22 protein-coding genes are annotated in these 24,822 nt (G+C 70.4%); 10 read left to right on the forward strand and 12 right to left on the reverse strand.

Going from position 1 to position 24,822, the window contains the following annotated elements; translation table 11 throughout:
- Positions 1-84 precede the first annotated feature (84 nt).
- From C3B71_RS15100 to C3B71_RS15130, 7 genes are all read left to right on the forward strand, one after another.
- Complete coding sequence (locus C3B71_RS15100; protein ID WP_234415960.1) at positions 85-1,356, forward strand: uroporphyrinogen decarboxylase; 1,272 nt, start codon at positions 85-87, stop codon at positions 1,354-1,356.
- Positions 1,353-2,942, forward strand: a complete 1,590-nt coding sequence (locus C3B71_RS15105; RefSeq protein WP_108969176.1) for a protoporphyrinogen/coproporphyrinogen oxidase — start codon at positions 1,353-1,355, stop codon at positions 2,940-2,942. The genes C3B71_RS15100 and C3B71_RS15105 overlap by 4 nt, the downstream gene beginning before the upstream one ends.
- Positions 2,939-4,126, forward strand: a complete 1,188-nt coding sequence (hemC, locus tag C3B71_RS15110; RefSeq protein ID WP_108969178.1) for a hydroxymethylbilane synthase — start codon at positions 2,939-2,941, stop codon at positions 4,124-4,126. The genes C3B71_RS15105 and hemC overlap by 4 nt, the downstream gene beginning before the upstream one ends.
- Complete coding sequence (locus C3B71_RS15115; protein WP_108969181.1) at positions 4,123-5,013, forward strand: uroporphyrinogen-III synthase; 891 nt, start codon at positions 4,123-4,125, stop codon at positions 5,011-5,013. Before hemC ends, C3B71_RS15115 begins: the two co-directional genes overlap by 4 nt.
- Positions 5,014-5,060: 47 nt before the next feature.
- On the forward strand, positions 5,061-6,155 hold the full coding sequence (hemB, locus tag C3B71_RS15120; RefSeq protein WP_108969183.1) for a porphobilinogen synthase: 1,095 nt from the start codon (positions 5,061-5,063) through the stop codon (positions 6,153-6,155).
- Between the two features lie 219 nt (positions 6,156-6,374).
- A complete protein-coding gene (locus tag C3B71_RS15125; RefSeq protein ID WP_108969186.1) occupies positions 6,375-7,796 on the forward strand; it encodes a glutamate-1-semialdehyde 2,1-aminomutase in 1,422 nt (473 codons plus the stop codon).
- 192 nt (positions 7,797-7,988) lie between these two features.
- Entirely contained in the window at positions 7,989-8,246 is a 258-nt protein-coding gene (locus tag C3B71_RS15130) for a PspC domain-containing protein (RefSeq protein WP_108969188.1), read from the forward strand.
- Here the strand turns inward: C3B71_RS15130 and C3B71_RS15135 are convergent.
- The 8 genes from C3B71_RS15135 to C3B71_RS15170 all read right to left on the reverse strand — a co-directional run bounded on the left by C3B71_RS15135 (position 8,234) and on the right by C3B71_RS15170 (position 16,868).
- On the reverse strand, positions 8,234-9,130 hold the full coding sequence (locus C3B71_RS15135) for a macro domain-containing protein (protein ID WP_108969190.1): 897 nt from the start codon (positions 9,128-9,130) through the stop codon (positions 8,234-8,236). The two genes, C3B71_RS15130 and C3B71_RS15135, sit on opposite strands and share 13 nt — an antisense overlap.
- Positions 9,131-9,187: 57 nt before the next feature.
- Positions 9,188-9,682 carry a Dps family protein gene (locus tag C3B71_RS15140; RefSeq protein ID WP_073333842.1) on the reverse strand — a complete coding sequence of 165 codons (495 nt, stop codon included), beginning with the start codon at positions 9,680-9,682 and terminating at the stop codon, positions 9,188-9,190.
- A gap of 216 nt (positions 9,683-9,898) precedes the next feature.
- Positions 9,899-10,279, reverse strand: coding sequence for a thioredoxin (trxA, locus tag C3B71_RS15145; protein WP_073333840.1), 381 nt, complete (start codon positions 10,277-10,279; stop codon positions 9,899-9,901).
- Between the two features lie 967 nt (positions 10,280-11,246).
- Entirely contained in the window at positions 11,247-12,713 is a 1,467-nt protein-coding gene (locus tag C3B71_RS15150; protein WP_108969193.1) for a glycoside hydrolase family 1 protein, read from the reverse strand.
- A 1-nt stretch (position 12,714) separates the two neighbouring features.
- The gene (locus C3B71_RS15155; RefSeq protein ID WP_108969196.1) at positions 12,715-13,071 is read right to left on the reverse strand and encodes a PTS lactose/cellobiose transporter subunit IIA; all 357 of its coding nucleotides are present in this window, start codon (positions 13,069-13,071) and stop codon (positions 12,715-12,717) included.
- A gap of 3 nt (positions 13,072-13,074) precedes the next feature.
- Positions 13,075-14,499, reverse strand: a complete 1,425-nt coding sequence (locus tag C3B71_RS15160) for a PTS sugar transporter subunit IIC (protein ID WP_108969198.1) — start codon at positions 14,497-14,499, stop codon at positions 13,075-13,077.
- Positions 14,499-14,822, reverse strand: a complete 324-nt coding sequence (locus tag C3B71_RS15165) for a PTS sugar transporter subunit IIB (protein ID WP_073333829.1) — start codon at positions 14,820-14,822, stop codon at positions 14,499-14,501. Before C3B71_RS15165 ends, C3B71_RS15160 begins: the two co-directional genes overlap by 1 nt.
- 153 nt (positions 14,823-14,975) lie before the next feature.
- Positions 14,976-16,868, reverse strand: coding sequence for a BglG family transcription antiterminator (locus C3B71_RS15170; RefSeq protein ID WP_146752366.1), 1,893 nt, complete (start codon positions 16,866-16,868; stop codon positions 14,976-14,978).
- A gap of 265 nt (positions 16,869-17,133) precedes the next feature.
- On the opposite strand from C3B71_RS15170, the gene C3B71_RS15175 reads away from it, so the two are divergent.
- Complete coding sequence (locus tag C3B71_RS15175; protein WP_108969204.1) at positions 17,134-17,844, forward strand: GNAT family N-acetyltransferase; 711 nt, start codon at positions 17,134-17,136, stop codon at positions 17,842-17,844.
- Positions 17,845-17,907: 63 nt separating this feature from the next.
- Here the strand turns inward: C3B71_RS15175 and C3B71_RS15180 are convergent, their stop codons facing one another.
- The 4 genes from C3B71_RS15180 to C3B71_RS15195 form a co-directional block, all read right to left on the reverse strand.
- Positions 17,908-19,053 (reverse strand): aspartate-semialdehyde dehydrogenase, encoded by a 1,146-nt coding sequence (locus C3B71_RS15180; RefSeq protein ID WP_108969206.1) that lies wholly within the window; start codon positions 19,051-19,053, stop codon positions 17,908-17,910.
- Positions 19,050-20,603: an aspartate kinase gene (locus C3B71_RS15185; RefSeq protein ID WP_108969209.1), complete on the reverse strand. Its 1,554-nt coding sequence runs from the start codon at positions 20,601-20,603 to the stop codon at positions 19,050-19,052. The genes C3B71_RS15180 and C3B71_RS15185 overlap by 4 nt, the downstream gene beginning before the upstream one ends.
- Before the next feature lie 338 nt (positions 20,604-20,941).
- Positions 20,942-21,547 (reverse strand): hypothetical protein, encoded by a 606-nt coding sequence (locus C3B71_RS15190; protein ID WP_108969211.1) that lies wholly within the window; start codon positions 21,545-21,547, stop codon positions 20,942-20,944.
- 6 nt (positions 21,548-21,553) lie between these two features.
- Positions 21,554-22,615: an AAA family ATPase gene (locus C3B71_RS15195; RefSeq protein WP_108969213.1), complete on the reverse strand. Its 1,062-nt coding sequence runs from the start codon at positions 22,613-22,615 to the stop codon at positions 21,554-21,556.
- Between the two features lie 119 nt (positions 22,616-22,734).
- Between C3B71_RS15195 and C3B71_RS15200 the strand changes: the two genes are divergently transcribed.
- Positions 22,735-23,748 carry an ABC transporter ATP-binding protein gene (locus C3B71_RS15200; protein ID WP_108969215.1) on the forward strand — a complete coding sequence of 338 codons (1,014 nt, stop codon included), beginning with the start codon at positions 22,735-22,737 and terminating at the stop codon, positions 23,746-23,748.
- Positions 23,745-24,815 carry an ABC transporter permease gene (locus C3B71_RS15205; protein WP_108969218.1) on the forward strand — a complete coding sequence of 357 codons (1,071 nt, stop codon included), beginning with the start codon at positions 23,745-23,747 and terminating at the stop codon, positions 24,813-24,815. The genes C3B71_RS15200 and C3B71_RS15205 overlap by 4 nt, the downstream gene beginning before the upstream one ends.
- Positions 24,816-24,822: the final 7 nt, after the last annotated feature.

Consider the following 24,822-nt stretch of genomic DNA (forward strand, 5'->3'; position numbering starts at 1 on the left):
TTCGACCGACCGGCCGAGCCATTTTGTTAGGGGTTGCTTAGCAACGCCACGTCGCGTCATTTCCGCGAGGACGAGGACCATTTCGTGACAATTTCCGTGCGGAATTCCGCCGGGGCGCGCGGCGGCGATGAGCACCGGCCGGCCCTGCTGGAGGCGCTGGCCGGCCGGCGGCCGACGCGCACACCCGTGTGGTTCATGCGGCAGGCGGGGCGCTCGCTGCCGGAGTATCGGGTGCTGCGCGCCCAGGCGGGGGCGTCCATGCTGGACGCGTGCCTGCGGCCCGAGCTGGCGGCGCTGGCCACCGTGCAGCCGGTGCGGCGTCACGGGGTGGACGCCGCCGTCCTCTTCTCCGACATCATGGTGCCGCTGCGGCTGGCGGGCGTGGAGGTGCGCATCGAGCCCGGGGTCGGCCCCTTGCTGGACACCCCGGTGCGCGACGCCGCCCAGGTGCGCCGCCTGGTGTCCCGCCGCTACGGGGAGGCCGAACGGGCGGGAACCGGCGCCGACGGCGTGGCGCTCGACGGCGCCGCCGGGGTGGCGGCCGTGGAGGCGGCCGCCCGCGGCGTCGTAGCCGAACTGGGCACTCCAGAGCGGCCGGCCGACTCCGCGCCGGGCGCACTGTCCCCCCGGGCCCGGGCGGGCCTGGCCGAATCGCGGGGCGGGGCCGGCTGGACGCCGCTGCTCGGCTTCGGCGGGGCGCCGTTCACCCTGGTCGCCTACCTGGCCGAGGGGTGCCCGTCGCGCGACCACCTGGCCGCCCGCACGCTCATGCACGCCGACCCGGACGCCTGGGACCGGCTCATGACCTGGGCCGCGCACCTGACCGGCGCATTCATGGCCACGCAGGTGCGCGCGGGCGCGGCCGCCGTGCAGCTGTTCGACTCCTGGGCCGGTGTCCTGCCCGCCGCCGACTACCGGGAAAAGGTCGCCCCCTACTCGGCACTCGCCCTCGACGTTGCCCGCGAGGCGGTATCCCCCACCACCGGGCGGGTGGCCCCCGCAATCCACTTCGCCACCCGCGCCGGCCACCTCCTGCCCGAACTGCACCGCACCGGGGCCGACGCCGTCGGCGTGGACCAGTGCGCCGACCTGGCTCAGGCCGGCCGGCAGGTCGGGGACCGCCCGGTGCAGGGCAACCTGGACCCGGCGCTGCTGGGGGCCCCGTGGCAGGCGCTGGCGCGGGGCGTGGACGCCTGCCTGGAGGCGGGCCGGGCCGCGCCCGGCCACGTGTTCAACCTCGGCCACGGGGTGCCGCCGCACACGGACCCGGACGTGCTCACCCGGGTGGTGGCGCGCGTGCACGGCTCGCAGAGTTGGGAACGCACCGCATTGGCGGGATGGGATGGTCAGGCATGAGCTATTCGCAGCAGACACCGGTCACATACGACGCCCTGGTGGTCGGCGGCGGCATCGGCGGGCTGGCGGCCGCCTGGGAGCTGACGCGCGCCGGGCTGCGGCCGCTGCTGATCGAGGCGCGCGGTTACACCGGCGGGCTCGTGGCCGGCGGCGCCATCGGCGGGGTGCGCATGGACCTGGGGGCGGAGGGCTTCGTCATCCGCGGCGACGCGATCACACAAATGGTCGACACACTCGGACTGGAGGTAGTCGGGCCCTCAGGCGGCGGGGCACGCCTGTTCCTGCCGCCCCTTGGCGGCGCCGACGCCGGACCCGGCGCCGAGCCGGACCCGGCGCGCGGCTGGGGCCTGCATCGCTTCCTGCGCGACGCCTACCTGGGCATTCCCGCCGATCCACTGGCCGACGACGTCGTCGCCGTCATCGGAGCCGACGGGGCCGCCCGGGCGGCCCGCGACGCCGAGCTCGCTGGATCCGTGGGCACTTCCCCGCAGGACCCGGCCGACCTGGCCGCATTCGTGCGCACCCGCATGGGCGAGGCGGTGTTGGACCGGCTGGTGCGGCCGATCGTGGCCGGCATTCACACCGCCGACCCGGCCGACCTGGCCGCCGACACGGTGGCGCCCGGCCTGCGTCAGGCCACCGCCCGGCTGGGCTCGTTGCAGGCCGCCGTCGGCGAAATGCTGGAGCGGCGGCGAGCCCGGCGGCGCGGCGGCGGCGCCGCGGACGTGACGGTCGCGGGCGGCCTGTTCCGCCTGACCGATGCCCTGCGGGCGGCGATCGAGGCGGCAGGCGGGCGGGTACTCACCCGCACCGGCGCCCAGTGGCTGCGCCCGGCCGACGACGGCTGGGAGGTGGGGATCGCCCCGACCACCCGGGGGGCGACGCCGTCGGCCGAACCGGTGGCCGCCGGGCCGGAGCAGGTGGTGCGCACACGGCGGGTGATGCTGGCCTGCTCGGCGACTGCGGCGCTGCGGCTGCTGGCGGGTGCGCCGGGCGTGGACACCGCGTTGGAGGTGCCGGTCGGCTCGCCGATCGCGCGCTTCACCCTGGTGGCTCGCGCCCCGGAGCTGAGGGGCGCGCCGGTCGGCTCCGGCCTGCTGGTGGCCCCGGCCGCGCCCGGGCAGGTGCCGGTGCGGGCGAAGGCGCTGTCGCACCTGTCGGTCAAGTGGCCGTGGATCGGGGAGGAGCTGCGGCGCCTGCACGGCGGGGCGGCCCCCGAGCAGGACGAGGTACATGCGCTGCGGCTGTCCTACGGGCGGCCGGGTGAGCCGCGCCCGCAGGTGGAACTGGACGATGTTCTCAACGACGTCGCCGTGCTGACCGGGGTGCGCATCCCCCGGGCCGACGTGATCGACTCGATGCTGGTGCGCTGGGACGGGACGCTGCCGCCGGTGACGCCCGCCTACCGCGAGCGCACCCGGCGCCTGCTGGCCGAGGTCGCCCCGCTGGAGGGCTTGGCGGTCACCGGGGCGTGGGTGGCCGGGACCGGTATCGCCGCCGTCGTCGCCCATGCCCGGGAGCAGGCGGCCGCGCTCGCGGGAGCGGACAGTACGAGCCGCGTCGTCACACCGGAGGGGCGCGTATGAACACCGGCACCACGATCGGGGCGGGCGGACCGGCGGCGCGGACGGTGCGCCTGGGCACCCGCGGCTCGGCGCTGGCGGTCGCCCAGTCCACCCAGGTGGCGCGGGCGCTGGCCGCGGCCTCCCGGCGGATCGGCGCCGACCTGGAGGTGGAGCTGGTCCAAATCCGCACCCGCGGTGACGTGGACGCCACCCCGCTGACGCGGCTGGGCGGCGTAGGCGTGTTTGCGGCGGCGCTGCGCGAGGCGCTGCTGGCGGGCGCCTGCGACCTGGCGGTGCACTCCTGCAAGGACCTGCCCACCGCCGCGGTGCCGGGCCTGCGCATGGCGGCGGTGCCGGCCCGCGAGGACCCGCGCGACGCCCTGTGCACGGCGGACGGGCGCACCCTCGCGGACCTGCCCCGTGGGGCGCGGGTCGGCACCGGTTCGCCGCGGCGCGGCGCACAGTTGTTGGCCGTGCGCCCCGATCTGGAGGTTGTGCCCGTGCGCGGGAACGTGCCCACGCGGCTGTCGCGGGTGGTTGGAGCGGTGGTGGGTGCGGACGGCCCACTAGGCGCGGTGCGCGAACCCGACCTGGACGCCGTGGTGCTGGCGCTGGCGGGTCTGCGCCGCCTGGGTCTGGACGGCTACGCGACCCAGCCGCTCGCACTGCCCCAGACCGTAATTGCGGGAGCGGGCGTCGTTGACCCGGCCGACCCGGCGCCCGTCATGGTGCCGGCACCCGCGCAGGGCGCGCTGGCCCTGGAGACGCGGGACGAAGCCGGGGCCGGAGCAGACCCGAGCGGCGTCGCAGCCGGCGTGGAACCCCTTGTGGGCGGAGCCGGCCGCGACCCTGGCCTGGCCGCGGCGCTGGCCGCCGCCCTCGCCGAGTTGGACGATCCGGTCACCCATGCGGCGGTGACCGCCGAGCGGGCCCTCATGCGGCGCCTGGAGGCGGGCTGCGCCGCACCGGTGGGGGCCGTGGCCGTGCCCGCGCCGCGCGCCGACGGCAGCAGCGGGCTGCGACTGGACGCCGTCGTCGCCGCGGCGGATGGGACGCGACTGTTGCGGGAGTCGGCAGTCGGAGACCAGGCGGAGCCCGCCGGGCTCGGGGAGGCGGTGGCCGAGGCACTGCTGTCGGCGGGCGCCGCACAGCTGGTCGACCTGCACGCCGAGCTGCCCGACCGCGGCCGCCGGGAGGCGCCATGAGCCCGGCGACCGCCGCGCCGGGCTCCGCAACCACCCCTCTGGCCGGGCGACGCGTCCTGCTGCCGCGCGCCAAGCCCGGCGACGCCATCGCCGCCGCACTGGTGGCTGCGGGCGCCCGGGTGCTGTGCGTGGGAGTCACCCGCGCCGTCGCCGGGCCGGCCGAGCCCCGCATGCGCGCCGCCGCACAGCTGGCGGCCGGCCGCTACGCCTGGGTGGTGCTGACCTCGGCGCGCACCCTGGACTTCTTCGCCCTGGGCTCCTTGAGCGGCCGTGAAAAGACCCCTCCCCGCGCGAAGGCCGACGACGCGGCCCTGTCCCCCGGTGACACCGGGCGGCCGAGCAACGCGCCCATGCACACCGGACTCGCCGTCGTCGGGGCGGGCACGGCCCAAGCCGTGCGGGAGCAACTGGGTCGCGAGCCCGACCTCATCGCTGCGGGCAGTGGTGCCGCCCTGCTGGAGCTGCCCCAGTTGAGCCGGGGCCCCGGCCGCGCGGCGGGCGCATCCGGTCGCCGCCTGCTGCTGCCGGGTTCGGCGCTGTCCTCACCCGTATTGCGGGAAGGCCTGGCCGCGGCCGGCTGGCAGGTCGATGCCGTGCCCGCCTACACCATGGAGCCGGTCCGCATCGTCGACCTGCCGGAGGGGTTCGCCGCCGAGTGGGCGGGCGGCGGTTTTGACGCGGTGGTGCTGGTGGCCGGCTCCTCCACAAGGGCTCTGCTCGGCCTGGTCGGGCCGCCTCCGCCCGCCACGCGTGTGGTCGCCATCGGTGCCCCGACCGCCGCGGCCGCGCGCGCTGCCGGAGTGCGCGTGGACGCGGTGGCGGCCCGCCCGACCCCGGAGGCGATCCGCGACGCCTTAGCCACGACGCTGCCGGATCCACCACACTGAAATCACATCCTCCACCACTCGCCCGCATGCCTGAGGAGGCTGCTGCAATGACCCAGACAACATCCACCTTGCCCCTGCCCGACCCGCGCAACCCCGCCACCTCCCCGGCCGCCGACCTGCTCACCTCGCGGGGCGTGCCCGCACCCGCCATCCCGACCGTCCGCCCCCGGCGCCTGCGGCGCACGCCGGCCCTGCGCGGGCTGGTGGCCGAGACCCGCATCGACCCCGCCCAGCTGATCCTGCCGGCCTTCGTACGCGAGGACATCGGTGAGCCCACCCCGATCGGTGCCATGCCCGGCGTCGTCCAGCACACGCTGGACTCGATCCGGCGGGAGGCCGCCGCCTGCGCCGAGGCGGGCGTGGGCGCCATCGACCTGTTCGGGGTGCCCGCCACGCGCGACGCGACCGGCTCACAGGCGTGGGCCGAGGACGGCATCCTCAACCGGGCGGTGGCCGCGGTGCGCGCGGAGGTCGGGGACGCGCTGGTGGTGTGCGCCGACACCTGCCTGGACGAGTTCACCTCCCACGGCCACTGCGGTCTGGTGCGGCCCGACGGGGACCCACGCGCCGGTGAGATCGACAACGACTCCACGCTCGCCCTCTACCAGGCGATGGCCGTCTCCCAGGCGGAGGCCGGGGCGCACATGGTCTCCCCCTCCGGCATGATGGACGGGCAGGTGGCGGCGATCCGCGCCGCCCTGGACGCCACCGGGCATGACGACGTCACCATCCTGGCCTACTCGGCCAAGTACGCCTCCGCCTACTTCGGGCCGTTCCGGGAGGCGGTCGGCTCCACCCTCAAGGGTGATCGGCGCACCTACCAGCAGGATCCCGCCAACCGCCGCGAGGGGCTGCGGGAGGTGCTGCTGGATGTGGAGCAGGGCGCCGACGTGGTGATGGTCAAGCCGGCCGGCCCCTACCTGGACGTGCTGGCGGACGTGGCCGCGGCCAGCCCGGTGCCGGTGGCCGCCTACCAGGTCAGCGGCGAGTACGCGATGGTGGAGGCGGCCGCCGCCAACGGCTGGATCGACCGCGAGCGCGTCATCATGGAGTCGCTGCTGGGGATCGTGCGCGCCGGCGCGGACTGCGTGCTGACCTACTGGGCGCGCGAGGTGGCCGAGCGACTGCACGCGCAGCGGTGAAAGTGTCCATCGGTGCCCACTTTGACGATTCGGCCGCGGGCGCACCCCCGGCAGCGAGCACGTTTTCCCCGGAATTAAGCCATTATTGCCGCGATCCATTGCGGATCACTGGCTCAAAGTGGTCACCGATGGACAGTTTCATCATCTTGGCGGAGCCAAATAAGGCCGTAGGCTGCCGCCAGGCAACCGACCTAGACCGCAACCAGCTCAGGAGCCCATATGCCGTCAGCCACCAATGCCGACCTGTTCGCCGCCGCCCACGCCGTGATCCCCGGCGGCGTGGACTCCCCGGTGCGCGCCTTCGGCTCGGTGGGCGGCACGCCCGCCTTCATCACCAGCGCCCGCGGCGCGCGCGTTACTGACGCCGAGGGGCGCGAGTACGTGGACCTGGTCGGTTCCTGGGGGCCGGCGCTGCTCGGCCACGCCCATCCGGAGGTGGTGGCGGCGGTGCAGGCGGCTGCCGCCCGGGGACTGTCCTTCGGGGCGCCCACTGCCGCGGAGACCGCGTTGGCCGAGGCGGTGCGGCGCCGGGTGCCGCCGGTGGAGCGGCTGCGGCTGGTGTCCACCGGCACCGAGGCGACCATGACCGCGGTGCGGCTGGCACGCGGCGCCACGGGCCGCGACCTGGTGGTGAAGTTCGCCGGCTGCTACCACGGTCACAGCGACGGTCTGCTGTCGGCGGCCGGCTCGGGCGTGGCCACGGGCGGGCTTCCGGGTTCTGCCGGAGTGCCGGAGGCGGTGGCCGCGCAAACGCTGGTCCTGCCGTACAACGACGTGGACGCCCTGGAGACTTGCTTCGCCGCCCGCGGGGAGGAGATCGCCGCGGTCATCACCGAGCCGGCGCCGGCGAATATGGGCGTGGTTCCGCCCGCGCCCGGCTTCAACGCGGCCATCCGCCGGGTGACGGCGGAGCACGGCGCCCTGATGATCGCCGACGAGGTGCTCTCCGGCTTCCGGGTGGGCCCGGCGGGATTCTGGGGCCTGGAGGCGGTCGACGGCTGGGAGGCGGAGGTGGCCGATCCGGGTGCTCACACGCAGCCCTCACCCTCCTGGCCCGGCGGCCCGGACGGGAACGACGCCAACTGGCGCCAGCGGGCGGCCTGGGTGCCAGACCTGTTCACCTTCGGGAAGGTGATCGGGGGCGGCATGCCGCTGGCGGCCGTGGGCGGCCGCGCCGACGTGATGGAGCTGCTGGCGCCGCTCGGTCCCGTCTATCAGGCGGGCACCCTGTCCGGGAATCCGCTGGCGACGGCCGCCGGCCTGGCCACACTCGCCCTGGCCGATGATGGCGTGTACTCCACGGTCGCGCACCGCGCCCGCGAGATCGGGGCGATCGTCGGCGCCGCCCTGGAGGATGAGGGGGTGCCGCACCGGGTGCAGTACTCCGGCTCGCTGTTCTCCGTCATGTTCGGCCCCGCGGCCGCCGCGGAGGGCGTACGCGACTATGACGCCGCCCGCGCCCAGGAGACGTGGCGCTTCGCCCCGTTCTTCCACACCTTCCTCGACGCCGGGGTGGCGCTACCGCCGAGCGTGTTCGAGGCCTGGTTCGTCTCGGCCGCCCACGGCGACGCCGAGGTCGAGCGCATCGCGGCGGCGGCACCGGCGGCCGCCCGGGCGGCGGCCTCCGCGCGCCCCAACTAAAGCCAGTTGGACCGCTATTCCCCCGGTGGACCCCTATTCCCCCGGTGGACCGCGGTAGCCGCCGGCTACAGGGGTCCAACCGCGTGTGGGCGGTCCAACCGCGCCTAAGGGGTCCACCGAGCTGCCAGAACCAGGGTGGCATCGGGATGGTCCCGGATACCGGAATCGTTCCGGGGCGGGCAGGCTGACAACATGACACAGCAGCGTCCGACCGATCCCTACGGCCACGAACCGTACTTCTCTCAGCGCACCGAGTCGTGGCGCGCACGGCTGCCGCGGCGGTCCTACCGGCGCATGGTGGCGGGCGTGTGCGGCGGACTGGCCGAGTACTGGGGCGTGAGCCCCACGCTGGTGCGGCTGGCAACGCTGGCCCTGGCGGTGCTGCCGGGCCCGATGTGGGTCGTCTACGTAACCGCCTGGGTGCTCATGCCCGGCCCCTACGAGTGCTGAGCCCCGCTCCCGCCCCGGCCGGCGAGCGCGGCCTCGTAGGCGGCGACGTCGACGTCGGCGAAGGCGCAGATGACGATCCGCAACTCGGATTCGGGGTGGCCGCGCAGCCAGTCATCGAGGGTGTCGAGCACCAGCGGTGCGGCCTCGTCCTTGGGGTAGCCGAAGACACCGGTGGACACCGAGCACAGGCCCACGGAGTCCAGGCCGGCGTCGTCCACCGCGTCCAACACGCTCCGGTAGCTGGAGGCCAGCAGGGCGCGGTCGGCGTCGGTGGGGTGGCCGCCGTCGACGATCGGGCCGACGGTGTGAACCACGTGCGCGGCGGGCAGGTGGTAGCCGGCGGTGAGCAGCGCGCGGCCGGTCTCCTCCGGGCGGCCGTCGCGGGCGTCCATGTAGGCGGCGCATTCGGCGCGCAGGCAGGGCCCGGCGACGGCGTGGATCACGTTGTCGATGCAGGTGTGCCCGGGGACGAAGCAGCCCAGCATCTGCGCGTTGGCGGCGTTGACGATCGCGCCGGCGCGCAGGGTGGTCAGGTCGCCGCGCCACAGGGCGACGTGCTCGCCGAGCCTGCCGGTCACCCCGTGAGTGGCGGCCAGGGTGGGCAGGCTCAGGGCGTCGGGGGCACCGGCGTCGTGCACGCGCTGGGCGGCCTCGGCGGCGAGCATCTCGTCCAGGTCCTCCCGGACGTCGTCGTCGGGGATCTCGCGGGGCGGGCGGATGGTGAGCAGCCCGTCCAGCAGCCGCCGCAGCTCCACGGGCGGGAGCTCGGCGAGGGCGGCGGGCGGCGGGAATGCGGCGACGTCGCCGGCCTGGACGGCCTCGGTGGCGAAGTGCCGGGTGAGGCGTTGCAGGCGGGCGACGTCGGCGGTGGGGGCGTGCGGCATGCGCTCAGGTTAGGCGCGGCGCCGCGCGATTGGCGGTGGCTCGCGCCGCAGCCCGGATCAGTTGGCGGAGTAGTTCTGAGCGGACAGGAACCAGCTCTGCTGCTCCAGGCGCTGGGTGTAGTCCTCCAGGATGCCGGAGGAGGAGGGGTCGGCCTCGTCGACGGCGTCGTGGATGTCACGCAGGGTGGTGACCACGGCGTTGATGGCGGACACGATGTAGTCCACGGCGTCGGCGGTGATGACGGCTCCCTCGGGCGCCTCCGGGACGGTGGTCTGCGAGGCGACGGTGCCGGGGCGGCCGTCGGGGAAGGCGTTGATGGCGCGCATGCGCTCGGCGAGCTCGTCGGAGCCCTCGCGGGCGATGTCGACAACCTCGTCCAGGTTCAGGTGCAGGTCGCGGAAGTTGGGACCGACCAGGTTCCAGTGGACCTGCTTGCCGACGAGGCTGAGCGCGGTGATGTCCACCAGGGCGCGCTGCAGGTCGGCGGCGAGGGACTCGGAGGCGGTGAAGGCGGGGATGACGGCTGGGTTCTTGACTTGGTGCTTGCTCATGGCTTGAAGTTTACAATCACGATAGTTCGAACGGTAGGGCTTATCGCTCGTGAGGAAACCTAAGCGGATCCGCAATGCCCAGAGCGTTGAAAAACCGCCCGACGACGCGGCTCGAGGCGACGTCGTCGGGCGGTTGTACAGCGGCATTCCAGGCGGTTTCAATCCGCCGGAGGCAGCGCGCACCCGGGCGGCTGCCAGGGGCTTGGTGCGGGCCGGTCAGGCCTCGGCAGGGGCGGCGGCCTCCTCCTCAGCGATCTTGCGCTTGATCTCGTCCATGTCCAGCTCGCGGACCTGGGTGATCAGGGAGTCCAGCGCGGCCGCGGGCAGGGCGCCGGGCTCGCGGTAGACGAGCACGTCGTCGCGGAAGACCATCAGCGTGGGGATCGAGGAGATGCCCAGGGCGCCGGCGAGATCACGTTCGGCGTCGGTGTCGACCTTGGCGAAGGTGATGTCCGGGTTGTTCTCCGCGGCCTTCTCGAATACCGGCGCGAAGCGGCGGCACGGGCCGCACCAGGAGGCCCAGAAGTCGACGAGGGTGATGCCCTCGCCGCGTACGGTCTGGTTGAACTCTGCGCCGGTGATGTCTTTGGGGGCCATGAGGCTTCCTTCCGAGTTCTCAGGTGGCTGGTGGTGTTGTCCGCCGAGCACGCGGTCGTGCGATCGTGCGGCTGTGCGGACGACTGCGGTCCAGCCGTCCCCCGGCGGCGCATCCCGCACCGCCGGCGCCTGGGACAACCGTCCTAGCCCATGAGGTATTCCGCCGGCGTGGCCATCCCACCCGAGTGCGCTCCCTCACCGAGGTCGGCGGAAGTTACGCGGCTCTTGCGGTTTGTGGGTGTGGTGGTTGGGGTCGGGGTTGCGGAGTGGTGGTTGTTGTCGATGGGTACCGGGTCTGCCGAATATGACCCCGCCGTCCCGAGGCCCTCCGCATTCGGGAGGGTTTGGGGTTGATGAGGTCGTTTTCGCCGGGCCGGAGGTGTTGTCGGGCGGGCGGTGTTGGCTTGCGGGGAGGATTCGTTGGAATCGTTGGGATCATGCGGGTATTGGACTGGGTCGGTGGCCGTTGGCGGCGCCTGCCGGTGATTCTCAGTGCTTCTGGTGCCGCGCCTGGGCGCGCGTGCGCCGCTGCGCAGGCGCGGATCTGGCGTGTTCGCCTGTGCACTCCGGGTGACGGTTCGTCACTTCGCATGACGGTTCGGCACTTGGCACCCACGCTTCGGCACTTCCGACGACGGTACGTACCTCTGGGTGCCGAACCGTCACGAGAGGGTACGAATCGTCGATCACAACGTACGAACCGTCGCGCCAGTGTACGAACCGTCGCGCCAGATCCACCGCGGACATCAAGGCGCCATCACCTCGGAATGTCACAAGTGCCGGTCTCGGCGTGTCACGTGTGCCAGTCTCGGCACGCCACCCCACCCGGCCGGCGAACCACCACATCCCCAAACCGGAAGAGCCCGTTACGTGCCGAAGTCGGTAGAAGTATCCGCCGAGGTCGGCGGAAGTGGCGGGCGCGCCCGGTCACACGTCCAGTCGCGCCCGCCGCCCGAGCAGGAGGATTTCAGCCGAGATCCTCCCCGTTGCTCGCTATCACCCGCCGGTACCACGCGTAGGAGTCCTTGGGAATGCGCCGCCCGGTTCCTCGGCCGTGGTCGTCCAGGTCAACGTAGATGAACCCGTATCGCTTGGACATCTCCGAGGACGAGCAGGAGACGATGTCGATCGGACCCCAGGCGAAGTAGCCGCGCAGATCCACCCCGTCCGCGATCGCCTCCCGCATGACCTCCAGGTGACGGCGCAGGTAGTCGATGCGGTAGGGATCGTGCACGGTGCCATCGGCCTCCAGCACATCCCTAGAGCCGAGCCCGTTCTCGGTGATCATGATCGGTTTCTGGTAGCGGTCCCAATAGTCATTCAGCGCCACCCGGAGCCCGGTCGGGTTGATCGCCCACCCCCATTCGGAGGCCTGCAGATGCGGGTTGGCGAAGCCGTCCGTGTCCCCACCCGCCCAGGCCTCGGCGTCAATGATCCGGGTGTAGTAGTAGGAGAAGCTCATGAAGTCCGCTACACCGTCGCGCAGGGCCTGGGCGTCCCCCGGGCCGAATTCGACGCAGATGCCCAGATCGCGCAACCGCCGCTTGGCATAGCCGGGGTATTCGCCGCGCAGGGCCACGTCGGAGAAGAAGTACTCCATCTGGTTCTGCTGCAGCGCGGCCAGCACGTCCTCGGGCTTGCAGGTCGCCGGGTCGGCGTTTCCGTGGCACAGCATGACGCCGAACTCGAAGTCCGGGTCGATTGCGTGCCCGAGCGAGGTGACCTTGGCGGCCGCCACCATTTCATTGTGGACGGCCTGGTATTTGGCCTGCTCCAGGTTGTCCACCTTGTCCGCGGCAACGCCCAGGTGGTTGAAGGACTCGTGGGTGATCAGGTTGATCTGGTTGACGACGATCCAATAGCGCACCTTCCCGGCCAGACGTCGCATCACCGCCTCGCAGTAACGCACGAAGAAGTCGATGGTCTCCCGGCTGTACCATCCGGTGTAGGACAGGGTCAGGTTCACCGGCATCTCGTAGTGAGACAGGGTGATGACCGGTTCCATACCCTGGGCGCGGATCTCGTCGATGAGTCGCTCGTAGAAGGCCAGCCCCTCCTCGTTGGGTTCGGCGTCGTCCCCGTTGGGGAAGATTCGGGCCCAGTTGATTGAGGTGCGGAAGGCGTTCATGCCCGTGCCGGCCAGCAGTTGCAGGTCGTCGGCGTAGGTGTGATAGAAGTCGATGCCGTCGCGCTTGGGATAGCGGCCTGCGGTATCGCGCATGTGGAAACGCACCTGGTCGGTCGTCATCTCCTTGTTGGAGCGTTTCTCGGGCGGCAGGTCACCCCGGTAGAGGTTGATGTCGGCCAGGCACCAGCCCTTGCCGTCCTCCTGCCAGGCGCCCTCCGCCTGGTTCGCGGCGATGGCGCCACCCCAGAGGAAGTCCTTGGGGAAGCCGGCGGGTACATCGAGCGCATCGGTCTTACTGCCAGTCATTTCATTCATTCCTTGTCTCCAGTGCGGTCTCCAGCGCGCGGATGCGCTCATCCTGGGAGCGGAATACGGGAAGGATCCTGCGCACCAGCCGCAATTCGCTATAGGCGGTCATGAGGGTGTCTTGCGCATGGGAGAACAGAGCGGCATAGGCGAGCTGCTCACCATCGGCCTCCTGTTGAATAAGCGTGGTGTGGACCTGGTGGGCCTGGCGGATGCACCCGTCGGCGGCGTCCAGAAGCGCGGTGGCCTCGGTGAAGTCCGAGCGTTCCATGGCCTCCACGGCCCGGTAGGTTTCTCGGCGCGCATCGCCGGAGTGGATGAGTATGTGCATGGAGGCGTCGATGATGCTCTGATCCATGGCTCAGTCTCCTTCGGGCCGGGGTTTGCTGCTCGTAACGGTCAGTCTCCTGGTACCCCGCCGCACGCCGGAGTGCGCCGTTTCCGCGGCGGCGGTGGCAGGTAAAGGTTCCTCGGCCTTGGTGACGCGGGTTGCCTGCGCCTTAGGGGCCGGCCGGGATACGCGGGACGACGACGGCGTGGGCGCCTCGTCTCTCCTGGCGCCGGCCTGCGCCGCGCCGGCCTCCTTCAATAGGGACTGGTGCTCGTAAGCCTTGAAGAACGGGTACCAGATGACCGCGGAGACGGCGAAGACGGCGAGCATGAGAATCATGGCGGTCAGGGACCGAGTCGTGATCCAGGTCGCCAACGGGTAGGGGGTGTACCAGAGCTCGAACTGGTTCATCGGGATCGGCGCGAAGTGGATCTTTTTGGTGAACAGCCAGATGATGATCGGCGGGATCACGCCTTGCAGCCACATGGGGATCATGAGCACCGGATTCCAGGCGATCGCCCCGAATACCACCGGCTCATTGATGTTGGCAATCATCGGTGGAATGCAGGCCCTTCCCAGAGCCTTCAACCGGGTCGACTTGGAACGGGCCATCATGATTACGAGCGCCATCGTATTGCCGATTCCGCCGAACCAGAGGTAGGTGGAGAACAGCATCGTGGAGGTGACCAGATTCTGCGCGGTACCGGCCATATTCGCCTGAATGGCGGCCAGGAGCACCGGGGTGGTGACGGGGGTGAGCACCCATGTGGAGATGCCCATGGAGTACAGGAAGCAGTAGATGAAGCACATCAGTGGGAAGCCCCACGGCGATTCAATGACGCCCGCGAGCGGGCGGAACACCGCCAGCACCGCGTTGTAGACGTCCAGCCCCAGCAGGTCCACGCACACCCATCCGAGCGTGACCACCAGTGCAACCGGGATCATCGCGTCGAACCAGGCCCGCACGAACTCGGGGATGACGGAGTCGTCCTTGAACAGGGTGAACCGGCCGAACAGGGACATGATGGCGCCGGTTACCACGCCCGCCAGAATGGCGATGAACATGCCGCCCGCTCCCAGGGCCGAGTGGCCGAATCCCGGTTCCCCGTCCTGCACCACCTGCGGGGTGATGATGATGAGGAACAGTATGGTGCCGCAGCCCCCGGCAATTAGCCGCTGCTTGCGGAAGTTGCGCTTCTCCATCAGGTTGAAGGGGATGAGGAAGCTCACCAGGAGGGACAGCATGCCCATGGTCCAGCCGTACGGCGTCCAGAAGCTGGGCAGTGACGGGAAGTAGTCGTTGAGGATCGCGAGCATGGCGAACACGGAGCCGACGAGGATGAACGGCAGCACCTGCATGATCGCGTCCTTGATGGACACGATCCAGACGTTGTTGTTCACCTTGGCCATGCGCGGGGAGAAACTGGTCTCCAGCCAGTGGATGAGGGCGTCCATCAGGCGTCCTCATTGAGCACGTCGACCAGATGCTGAATCGCTGCCTCACCGTCGAGCGAGGAGTAGTACTCCGGACGCATGAGGATCGCCGTGACGTCGGCGTCCCCCACGAATGAGTCGATGTCGTCGAACACGTAGGACAGGTGTGGTCCGATCATGACGACGTCGGTTTCGTTGATGAAGTTCTCGATCTCGCTCTCGGAGCGGGCGGTCACCTTGATGTTGTAGCCGTGCGCCGCGACTGCCTTGCGCATGTTCGCCGCCATGAACCCGCTGCTGGCGCCGGTGCCGCAAACGAGGAGAACCCGGATGTCGTCTGCCATTGTTCCTCCATTGGACCTAGAAGCATGACGTGATCAAGTCTGCGCAGCTTGGCACCCGCGCTCCACCAGGAAATCTTCCGGGGGCCGGAAAACCATTGAGAAGCCGCCTCCGCCCGCATCACCGCCCGCGCCGATCGGGCCTGACCACGACCGTCAGCCGATCACCAGTTCTCGCAGTGCCTCCATTAGGCGGCTGTAGCTTGTCCCGGCGCCAATGAGTGCGTCGACTCCCGCGGGGTCGGACAGAATGCGCACCAACTCGTCGAGCACATCCCGGAAGACGGCGCGGTCCCGGTGGCTGACGGCCATCATGATGACGAGGTTGATCTCATGGTCCCCCCACGGGATCGGCCGGGTGCACGTCAGCACGGCCAGAGCGGTGCGGGCGGCGTCCATGTACAACGAGTGCGGCATGGCGAACCGCCCCCCGAACGCCGTCGAGGCGCGCCGCTCACGATCGAGCACATCCGCGAGGTGCTGGTCGTCGACGGCGGCCTGGCGGACCAGCAGCGAGTGGCAGGTGCGCAGGGCCTCGTCACGGTTGAGCCGGGTCTCGGTGTGCACGAACAGGCGCTCGTCGGTGAAGGCGACCAGCGCGGACCAGACCTGGTGCCGCTGGGCCCGCTGCCGCTCCTCCAGGACCGCCTGCCGCACGGCGTCGACCTCACTCCGGGTGCACAGCGGGCTGATGCGTACCACCGGAACGGAGGGGTCGACGTCGAGGTCAACCGCGGTGACGACGACGTCGCTGGGCCTGCGGGAGACCTCCGGGTCTATCTCGGTGACGAGGCGCTCGACGACGGCCAGCCCGTGCAGTCCTTCATTCAGCCTGCGCACCGCGTCGTCGGCCACGGACCCGAATCGGGGCACCACGAGTGTGATCGTCACCTGCTGCTCGGCGTCCATGAGCTGCTGGAGGCGGGAGCCGAGGTGCAGGGCGAGAAAGTCCGTCTCGGAGCAGGGAATCTCGACGTCGAGCGCGGTCTCCACGGCGTGAGAGAAGTAGACGGACAGTTCATGCACCAGTGGGTGCCCCAGTTGGAAGTCGGCGCCGAACGGACGGTCGATGCGCTGGCCGGCACGCAATCGCGCCAGCATGTCCTGCACGTGGATGGCCAGCCCGACCAGTGATTCGTCGCCGTCGTACAGCCGCAGCAGGAAGTGGTCGTCGAGCCGCAGCACGCAGTCACGGACGACGTCGAGGACCGCCGGATCCAGACCCTCGCCGTCGGCGTTTCGGTGAGTGGAGACCGCGAGGAAGGAGGCGACGAAGTCGGTCTCCGAATCCGGCAGCGAACGCTCGGACCACCGGCTCACCCAGTCGGTGACCGCGCGGGCAATGGTCAAGACGTCGGCGTCGTATGCTGCGCGTCCGGAGTAGTCGATGGGGTATCCCTCGAGAGCGATGTACAGGTGCGTGCACAGATTGAGCAGGACGTACTCGTTCAAGACGACGCCGTTGTCTGCGAGCACGGAGCGGACGCCGCGGGTGAGTTCACGCCGCCGCGCCAGATGCGTGCGGTGCCGGTCCGATTCCAACTCGTCATCGACCGGAGAGAGCAGTATTTGGCGGATGAGTCGTCGACGCCGCTGTTCCGGTCCGTCTATGCGAATGTATGATCCGTGCCGCCTCAGCCTCAGTTCATGGTCCCGCAGGAGTAGGCGGACGCGACCAAGGTCCGCCTCCAACGTCGATGGACTCACGCAGAGCCGATCGGCCAGTTCAAACACCTCACACTCCTCGGAGGCCGTGAGGAGAATACGGGCCAGCTCGTTCAGGCGGCCACGCTGGTCGAGACTTCGGTGTGTGGTTCGGCCGGCGGCATGCTCGCGCCTTATCCGGTACACGCGGCGGTCCAGCTGGTAGCCGGAGGGTGTGGACCGGATGAGGTCATCGTCTTGGCCCTCGTTCAGCTCCTTGACGTAGGAGCGGATCGAGCGGTCGGTGACTTGCAGCATGGCCGCCAGCGCTCGGGCCGACACCGGGCGGCTGGCGGCATGGAGTTCACGCAAAAGTCGTTCGAGCCTGTCCGCCTTGGCGACCACGTCCACATCATCCTCTCGCAACGGTGCGGCAGTGCGGGTACGCAATTGGGTGGCGACGCCGCATGCGGGTATCCCCGAGGGGTGCCGCACTCTTGCGCGTCGTGCCCCAAGTATGTGCCCGGCAGGCGGATCAGCGCCGTAGACCGCCAGCGCCTCGCCCTTCTCGGCGACGTCGGAAACACGAAGGCGCCTCCCCGGAGCCGCCCAGGCCGGCTACCTAGCGTCGCATCGACGAACGCTAGTTCCGACAATGCCAGGAGGCACGATGTCCACCACTACCTACCGCCCCTACGAGCCCCGGGACGCCGAGGGGGTCATGGCGATTGTCCTCGACGCCTTCAACATCCGCTGTTATGCGCCTCGCCCGTACCTCGAGCGCTCCGCCGCGGAGGTGTTCCTGTCCGAATGCCTGCTCGCCTCCACCTACGCGCAGGTCGCCGTCGCCACCGACCACGCTCAGGGCGACGGCGACGAGGCACCCGGCACCGAGCGGGTCATGGGCGTGATCATGGGCCGTGTCGAGGACGAGCCCCCGCTTCCGGCCCAACCGCTCGTTCACGCCCACAGGCTCGCCGGGATGGCCTGGTTGGCGACGGCGGGAATGCCGCAGTGGGACACACTCACGCAGGCATTCGGTTTCGACTACCGCCGCGCCGAACTGCGGCAGGACGTGCTAATGGGCGGATGCGCCGCCCTCACCGACGAGATCACTCTGCTCGCGGTGCATCCCGCCTGTCGGGGCCGCGGGATCGGCACCCGGCTGTACGACGGTTTCATGGAGCACCTGCGCGCCCACGGCCGCAAGGACTTCTTCCTGTACACGGACTCGCTTTGCGGCTACGAGTTCTGCGAGCGGCAGGCCCTGACGCGCGCCGCAACCCGGGAGCTGCGGCTGGACGTGCCCGGGCTGCCGGAGAACGTTGAGGTGTACCTGTACGCCGGCGAGGTGCCGGAAGCCGAACCAGCTTCCGCGTGAGTGGCAGGAGGCCGCCCGACAATGGACGCCGCAGCCACTTCAACCGACCTCAGTACGTAAGATCTACCGACCTCGGCGCAGTTCCACGGCGACGAGTTCGGCGAGCTGGACGGCGTTGAGGGCGGCGCCCTTGCGCAGGTTGTCACCCACCGCGAACAGCGCGATGCCGTGGCCGTCGTCCCAGGCGCCGTCGGCGCGCACCCGACCCACGAAGGTGCCGTCGCGGCCGGCGGACTTCAGCGGGCTGGGCACGTCGTCGTAGGTGACGCCGGGGGCCGCGCGCAGCAGCTCGATGGCCCGCTCGGGGGCGAGGGGGCGCTCGAACTCGGCGCTCACGCTCACGCCGTGCCCGGTGAACACCGGGATGCGCACGCAGGTGCCGGATACGCGCAGGTCCGGGATCCCCAGGATCTTGCGGGACTCGTTGCGCAGCTTCTGCTCCTCGTCGGTCTCCCCGGAGCCGTCGCCGGCGTCGTTCCCGGCCCAGGCGACGGCGTTGAAGGCGATGGTGTCCACGTACACGTTCGGCTCGGGGAAGCTGACGGCCCGCCCATCCAGGGCGAGGCCCTCGATGTCCTGCCCCTGCTCGACGGCGGCACGCACCTGCCCGGCCAGCTCCGCCACCCCGGCGCGCCCGGAGCCGGACACGGCCTGATAGGTGGAGGCGACCAGGCGCCGGAGCCCGGCCTCCTCGTGCAGCACCTTCAGGGCCGGCATGATGGCCATGGTGGTGCAGTTGGGGTTGGCGATGATGCCCTTGGGGCGGTCGGCCAGCGCCTCCGGGTTGACCTCGGCGACCACCAGCGGCACGTCGGGGTCTCGGCGCCAGGCGGAGGAGTTGTCCACCACGACGGCGCCGGCGACGGCGAAGCGGGGCGCGTACTCGCGGGAAGCGGCCCCGCCGGCGGAGAAGATGGCCACGTCGATGCCGGTCAGGTCCGCGGTGGCCACGTCCTCCACCTCGATGCGGGCGCCCCGGAACTCCAGCATGCTCCCGGCGGAACGGGCGGAGGAGAACAGGCGCAGGCTGCGGGCGGGGAAGTCGCGCTGGGCGAGCATGGTGAGCATGACCCGGCCGACCTGCCCGGTGGCGCCGACGACGGCGACGGCGATGCCGTCCTCCGGGCCTACATACTGGCCCGCGGGACCCACGTACTCACCCGCACCCGCTTGAGCGGCCTGGCGGTTCTGGTTGCTGGGGTTACTCATCGTCCGGTACCTCCGTAGACGACCGCCTCGGCGGCCTCGGCGTCGAGGCCGAATGCGGAGTGGACGGCGCGCACGGCCTCGTCGAGTACGGCGTCGTCCACCACCACCGAGATGCGGATCTCGGAGGTGGAAATCATGTCAATGTTGATCCCGGCATCGCTCAGGGCGCCGAAGAGCTTGGCGGACACGCCCGGGTGGGAGCGCATGCCGGCGCCGACCAGGGAGAGCTTGCCGATGTTGGGGTTGAAGTGCAGGGATTTGAAGCCGAGTTCGTCCTGGGCGGCCTCCAGAGCGGCGCGGGCCGCCGCAGAGTCCCCGTCGGGGCAGGTGAAGGAGATGTTGGTCAGGCCGGTGCCCTCCGCGGACACGTCCTGCACGATCATGTCGATGTTGGTGTCGGCGCGGGCCACGATCTCGAAGATGCGGGCGGCGGCGCCGGGGATGTCGGGCACGCCGACCAGGGTGATCTTGTCCTGGCTGCGGTCGTGGGCGATACCGGAAATGACGGGGGCTTCCACGTGATCCTCCTGGGCGGACGGGTGCGGGCGGGCCTGGGCGCGGGCGTTGACGGCCTTGGTGTGGGCGGCACCGACGGAGGCGCCGTCGGGCGGCAGGGCACCATCGGGTGCGACGACGCGCCCAGTGACGGCGTCAACGGCGGGTGCCCGAGTGGGGCGACCGGGCACCGAGGCGGCAGGTACCGAAGCGGGCGGTGCCGAGGCATCGGCGGGGACACCGGAGGCGAGCGCGGGCGTGGGGGCGGAGGGGGCGTCGTCGTCGGCCCCGGGCAGGAGGGGCGGGATGAAGGCGCCCTCGCGGCGGCCGTCGTAGATCCAGGTGCCGGTCTTGTCGGAGAAGGAGGAGCGCACGTGCAGGGGCACGCCGAAGCGGCGGGCGTACTCCACCGCGCGCAGGTGCAGGATCTTGGCGCCGTTGGCGGCCATCTCCAGGGTCTCCTCGCTGGAGAGCGCCTCGATGCGGCGGGCGGTGGGGACGATGCGCGGGTCGGCGGTGAACAGGCCGTCGACGTCGGTGTAGATCTCGCAGACGTCCGCGTTCAGGGCGGCTGCGAGGGCGACGGCGGTGGTGTCGGAGCCGCCGCGCCCCAGGGTGGTGACGTCCTCCACCTCGTTAATGCCCTGGAAGCCGGCGACGACGGCGACCGCCCCCATCTGAATGGCGCGGGCAATGCGCTCGGGAAGGACGCCGACGATGCTGGCGCGCCCGTACTTGGAGTCGGTGAGCACGCCGGCCTGGGCGCCGGTGTAGGCGCGCGCGGGCACGCCCAACTCGCCGATGGCCATGGCCAGCAGCGCCATGGAGATGCGTTCGCCGGCGGACAGGAGGATGTCCATCTCGCGGGCGGGCGGCTTGGCGGAGATAGCGTCGGCCATGTCCAGCAGGTCGTCGGTGGTGTCACCCATGGCGGAGACGACCACCACCACGGTGTTGCCCGCCTTGCGGGTGGCGACGACGCGCTTGGCGACGCGGCGGATCGCCTCGACGTCGCTGACGGATGAGCCTCCGTATTTCTGCACTACCAGTGCCATGTGGGGGTTCCTGCCGTTGTGCTGCCGGTTGGTCGTTGCCGACACCGATTCGGCGGGCGCCCGCGCGGGGCGTCCCGGCGTCCTCGGCGTGGCGTCTGGCCCAAGCATACGGCCCGGGTGTTACGGCGGCTTACGGCGACCGCCAGGTGGGAGCGGGGCCGGTGGCGTGGGCGGGCGGATCCGGACGGCGACCTCCGGCCCGCGCCGGCGCCCGCGTTGACGCTCCGCCACGTTCCACGACCCCGGGCGTCGTTCCACGACCTTGGTACATGTTTCACGACCCCGGGGTGGTCGTGGAACGTACACCAAGGTCGTGCAACGCCCGGCCGACTCCTGGGTCAGCCCTCCTCGTCCACGCGGCGGCGTCCCTCGAAGGCACGCCTACTGCCGTGATCCTGACGTCCTGCCTCGCTCCATCGCACGGTCCACGCGACAGTCGATGGGTCCTCCCGGCCTGTGATGACGTGAACCTTGCCGTTGACGACGCGGCGGAGCGATCTGCGGAGCTTCTGCCGATAGTTCGCCATCGTCTGCTGTGCGGCGGCTTGCCGACCTCGCCCCGCGTGTGGCTGTGCGCCGGGCAGGTCGATGCGCAGCGCGACATACAGCGTCCGAGCCCTCACCGCCTTGCGGCATATCTCCCGCTTGGCGTGTTCGTCGCGGGTCCCGGCGTGCAGGCCCGCGAGCGTATCCATGACCTTCTCGGCCACGACGGCGACCAGGTCCTTGGGCTCTCTCGCCTCCGGGTAGGCGTAGTCCTTCGCCTCAATGAGCCACAGGTGGTCACCGTCCAGAGCGACGACGTCACAGCCATGGAGCGCCTTGCCGGCGGGGTCCTGGATCTTGCTGAGAGCGGCCCTGAAGTACGGCCACTCGTCGTACTTGCTTACCTCCCAACCGTCCGGGAAAGTGAAGACGGCGCCGTCGACCGCTAACTCCACCATGAGGGGTCACCGATAGAGGTAGCGGGTGGACTGCTCGAGCTCGGCGTCGAGGGCAGTGATGACGGGCAGGTCGTCAAGGTCATCGGCCTGCGTCACGGTCACCGGATCGTCGTTGGCGCGGTCGAGCCCGAAGTAGCGGATGTCCGCGTCCTCATCCTCGTCGAGCATCTGGAGCTCGCGCAGGAGGAAGAGGCTGTGCGTGGCGAGGAAGACCTGGACACCGCGGCGGGCGAGCCCGGCGATGAGCGGGGCGAGAAGCCGGATGGAAGCGGGGTTGAGATTCGCCTCGGGCTCATCCCAGAACAGGTACCCCTGATCTTTAAGAACCCCGTTGGCGAGGAGCACCTGGATCATGCCGAGCTTGCGGTGCCCCTCGGAGACCAGCGGCGCCTCAAGCTGGAAACCTGGATCAGCCTCACTGTCGCGGCGCAGGACAAAACGGTCATCCCGGACCTCGAAGCGTCCGCCGACGATGTCGCCGATGACGTCCTCAATCTCCGTGTCGGAGCGGTCCTTGAGTCGGGGGCGGTAAAGGAGCGTCGCCAGGTCGTTCCAGGTCTCATCAAAGGGGAGCTCGTAGGTGGCGAAGAGGGAGCGCAGACCGTGAGCGACCGAGAGGATCTCATGTGCGGGAATGAAGACGGGAAAAGCCTGGGGTCGCGAAAAACTGGCGGTACGGATATAATTAGGCCTAAAAAAGGGCTTATTATTCTCATCATAGGTGTATGACAACGCCGAGCCCTCCCCTAACTCGAAGTCCGCTTGACTGCGCACCTCACCATGAGTCACCAGACGGCTCAAGTCTTCCGCGGTTTTGAACACTCCAGGAAGTTTGCCCCGCAAGGCGCCATGCCACCCACCCAACAACCACTCCGGATTGCTCGAGCGCGCCGGGTTCGACTTTTCCGAGGCCACCGCCGTCATGGCGTACAGCAGCTTGAGGAGCATGGACTTGCCGGTGTTGTTCGTGCCGACAAAGACGTTGATCTGAGGCGAGAAGGTCAGGTCGGCCGACGCGAAGGGCCCGAAGTTGGTCACGCCTAGGCGTGTGATCGGCTGGTCAACCATGACTGAATCCTACCGGCGACGCGCGGAAGGCCTGCCATCTCCCGAGCGGTGCCGACAACCACGCGTCGAGCCCGGCGACGAGCTCGCCGCCACATGACGTAACCGTTACATTAAGCCCCATGAGTATTGAGGCGAGCGAGGTCACACGCTTCTTCGGGTCAGCGCCGGCCGTGCAGCGGCTGAGCCTGTCCGCGCCCGCCGGCGCCATCACCGGCCTGGTGGGCCCCAACGGGGCGGGCAAGACCACCCTGCTGCTCATGCTGGCGGCACTGCTGCGCCCTGATACGGGCACGATCAAGGTGGCGGGCCTAGACCCGGTCACCCAGCCGCGTCAGGTGCACAAGGCGGTGGGTTGGATGCCGGATGCCTTCGGCACCTGGGACTCGCTGACCTGCACGGAGATCCTGCTGACCTTCGCCGCCGCCCAGGGACTCGACGACGTGACCGCCCGCGAGCGCGCCGCCGACATGCTCGCCCTCGTGCATCTGGAAGACATGGCACGCACCCCGGCGCGCGTGCTGTCGCGTGGGCAGAAGCAGCGCCTCGGCCTGGCGCGAGCGCTCGTTCATTCACCGCAGGTGCTGCTGCTCGACGAGCCCGCGGCCGGCATGGACCCCCGCTCACGCGCCGATCTGCGCGGCATTCTGCGGGACCTGGCCGACCAGGGGGCGACGGTGCTGATCTCCAGCCACGTGTTGGGCGAGTTGGAGGAGATGGTCGACGGCGTCATCTTCATGTCCCGTGGGCGCGCGGTTGTGCCGCCTGGCGCCAACTCCGCCGACGCCGTCGCGACGGCCTCTAGCCAGGATGTAGGAGCTTCTGATGCGGAGTCCGGGACCGGGACTGCGGCGTCGGCCGGGGGCGCGGTGCCGGTGCGGCCCACGCTGCTGCGCACCACCTGGCGGATGCGGGCCCTGGACTCCGGGCGCCTGGCCGCGTGGGCGCGGGCGGGGGCACCGCCGGGCGCCGTCGTCGACCCCGACGGTTCAGTGCATTTGGAGGTGGCCGACGACGCCGCGGCGGCACGCATTCTGCGGCAGGCCGTTGAGGACGGAGTCGAGGTGGTGTCCTTCGCTCCGGTGACCGGTGCGCTGGAGGCGGCGTATCTCGCAATGGAGGAGGAGCGCGCATGAGCCGACAGGGCATACGCACCGTGATGGTGCTGGAGTTGCGGCAGCGAGTGCGGTCGACCCGCTGGTGGGTAATGCTGCTGGTGTGGGCGCTGGTGCTCGTGGTGCTGTTCGTGGGTATGACGGGACTGTCCGTCTCCGCGGGCGCGGAGCGCGAGGAGTTCGCACCGGTCCTGTATGACATGGTGCTGTGCTTCGTGCTTGGGATCGGGTTGATCGTGGCACCCACGCTGTCGGCCACCTCCATCAACGGGGACCGCGCCGACGCGACCCTGGCGCTGTTGCAGGCCACGGCGCTGCGCAGCCGGGAGATCGCCGTCGGGAAGCTGTTGGCGGCGTGGCTGGCGGCCATGGCCTTCCTGGCGGTGGCGCTGCCATTCCTGCTGATACTGGCGGCGGTGGGCGGGGCGAACCTGCCGGCGCTGCTGGGCCATATGCTGCTGCTGGTGGTGACGCTGGGGTCGGTGTGCGGGATCGGCCTGGGCTTCTCCGCGTTGACGGCGCGCACCTCGGCATCCGCCGTGCTGACTTACCTGGTGGTGGCGGCGCTGACGGTCGGCACACCCATGGCCACCGTGCTTGTTGCTCCCATGGTGCAGGAGCAGCAGGAATCGATCACCTACAGCATCGACCATGACGCCTCCACGGATGACCAGCTGGTGTGCCGCGAAGACCCCTACCGGTACCACAACACGGTCACTCACACCGAGCGGATCTGGTGGCTGCTCATTCCCAATCCCTTTGTGGCACTGGGAGATGTTTCGACCCGCGCGCCGCTGAGCCACTACAACTCTGATAACTTCCTGGAGGGGCTCGGCCGAGCAATCGACACGATGCGCGACCCGCAGTCCTCAGAACCAACGGTCCATAACCCCTGCGCCGAGCAGGCCGATGACAGCGACGACGACGTCTACGAGAGCTCGCGGGACGAGTCCGGCGCCGGACACGTGGCGTTCTGGCCCGCTAGCGCGGCGCTGCTGTTGTTGCTCGGCGCGGGCGGGGCCTGGGTTGCGGCCCGCCGCCTGCGGGTCCCGGCGGGTCCGCTCCCCCGCGGCATCCGCCTGGCGTGAGTCACAC

The organism is Actinomyces sp. Z16, assembly GCF_003111765.1.
In the GTDB taxonomy this organism is placed as follows: Bacteria; Actinomycetota; Actinomycetes; order Actinomycetales; family Actinomycetaceae; genus Actinomyces; species Actinomyces glycerinitolerans.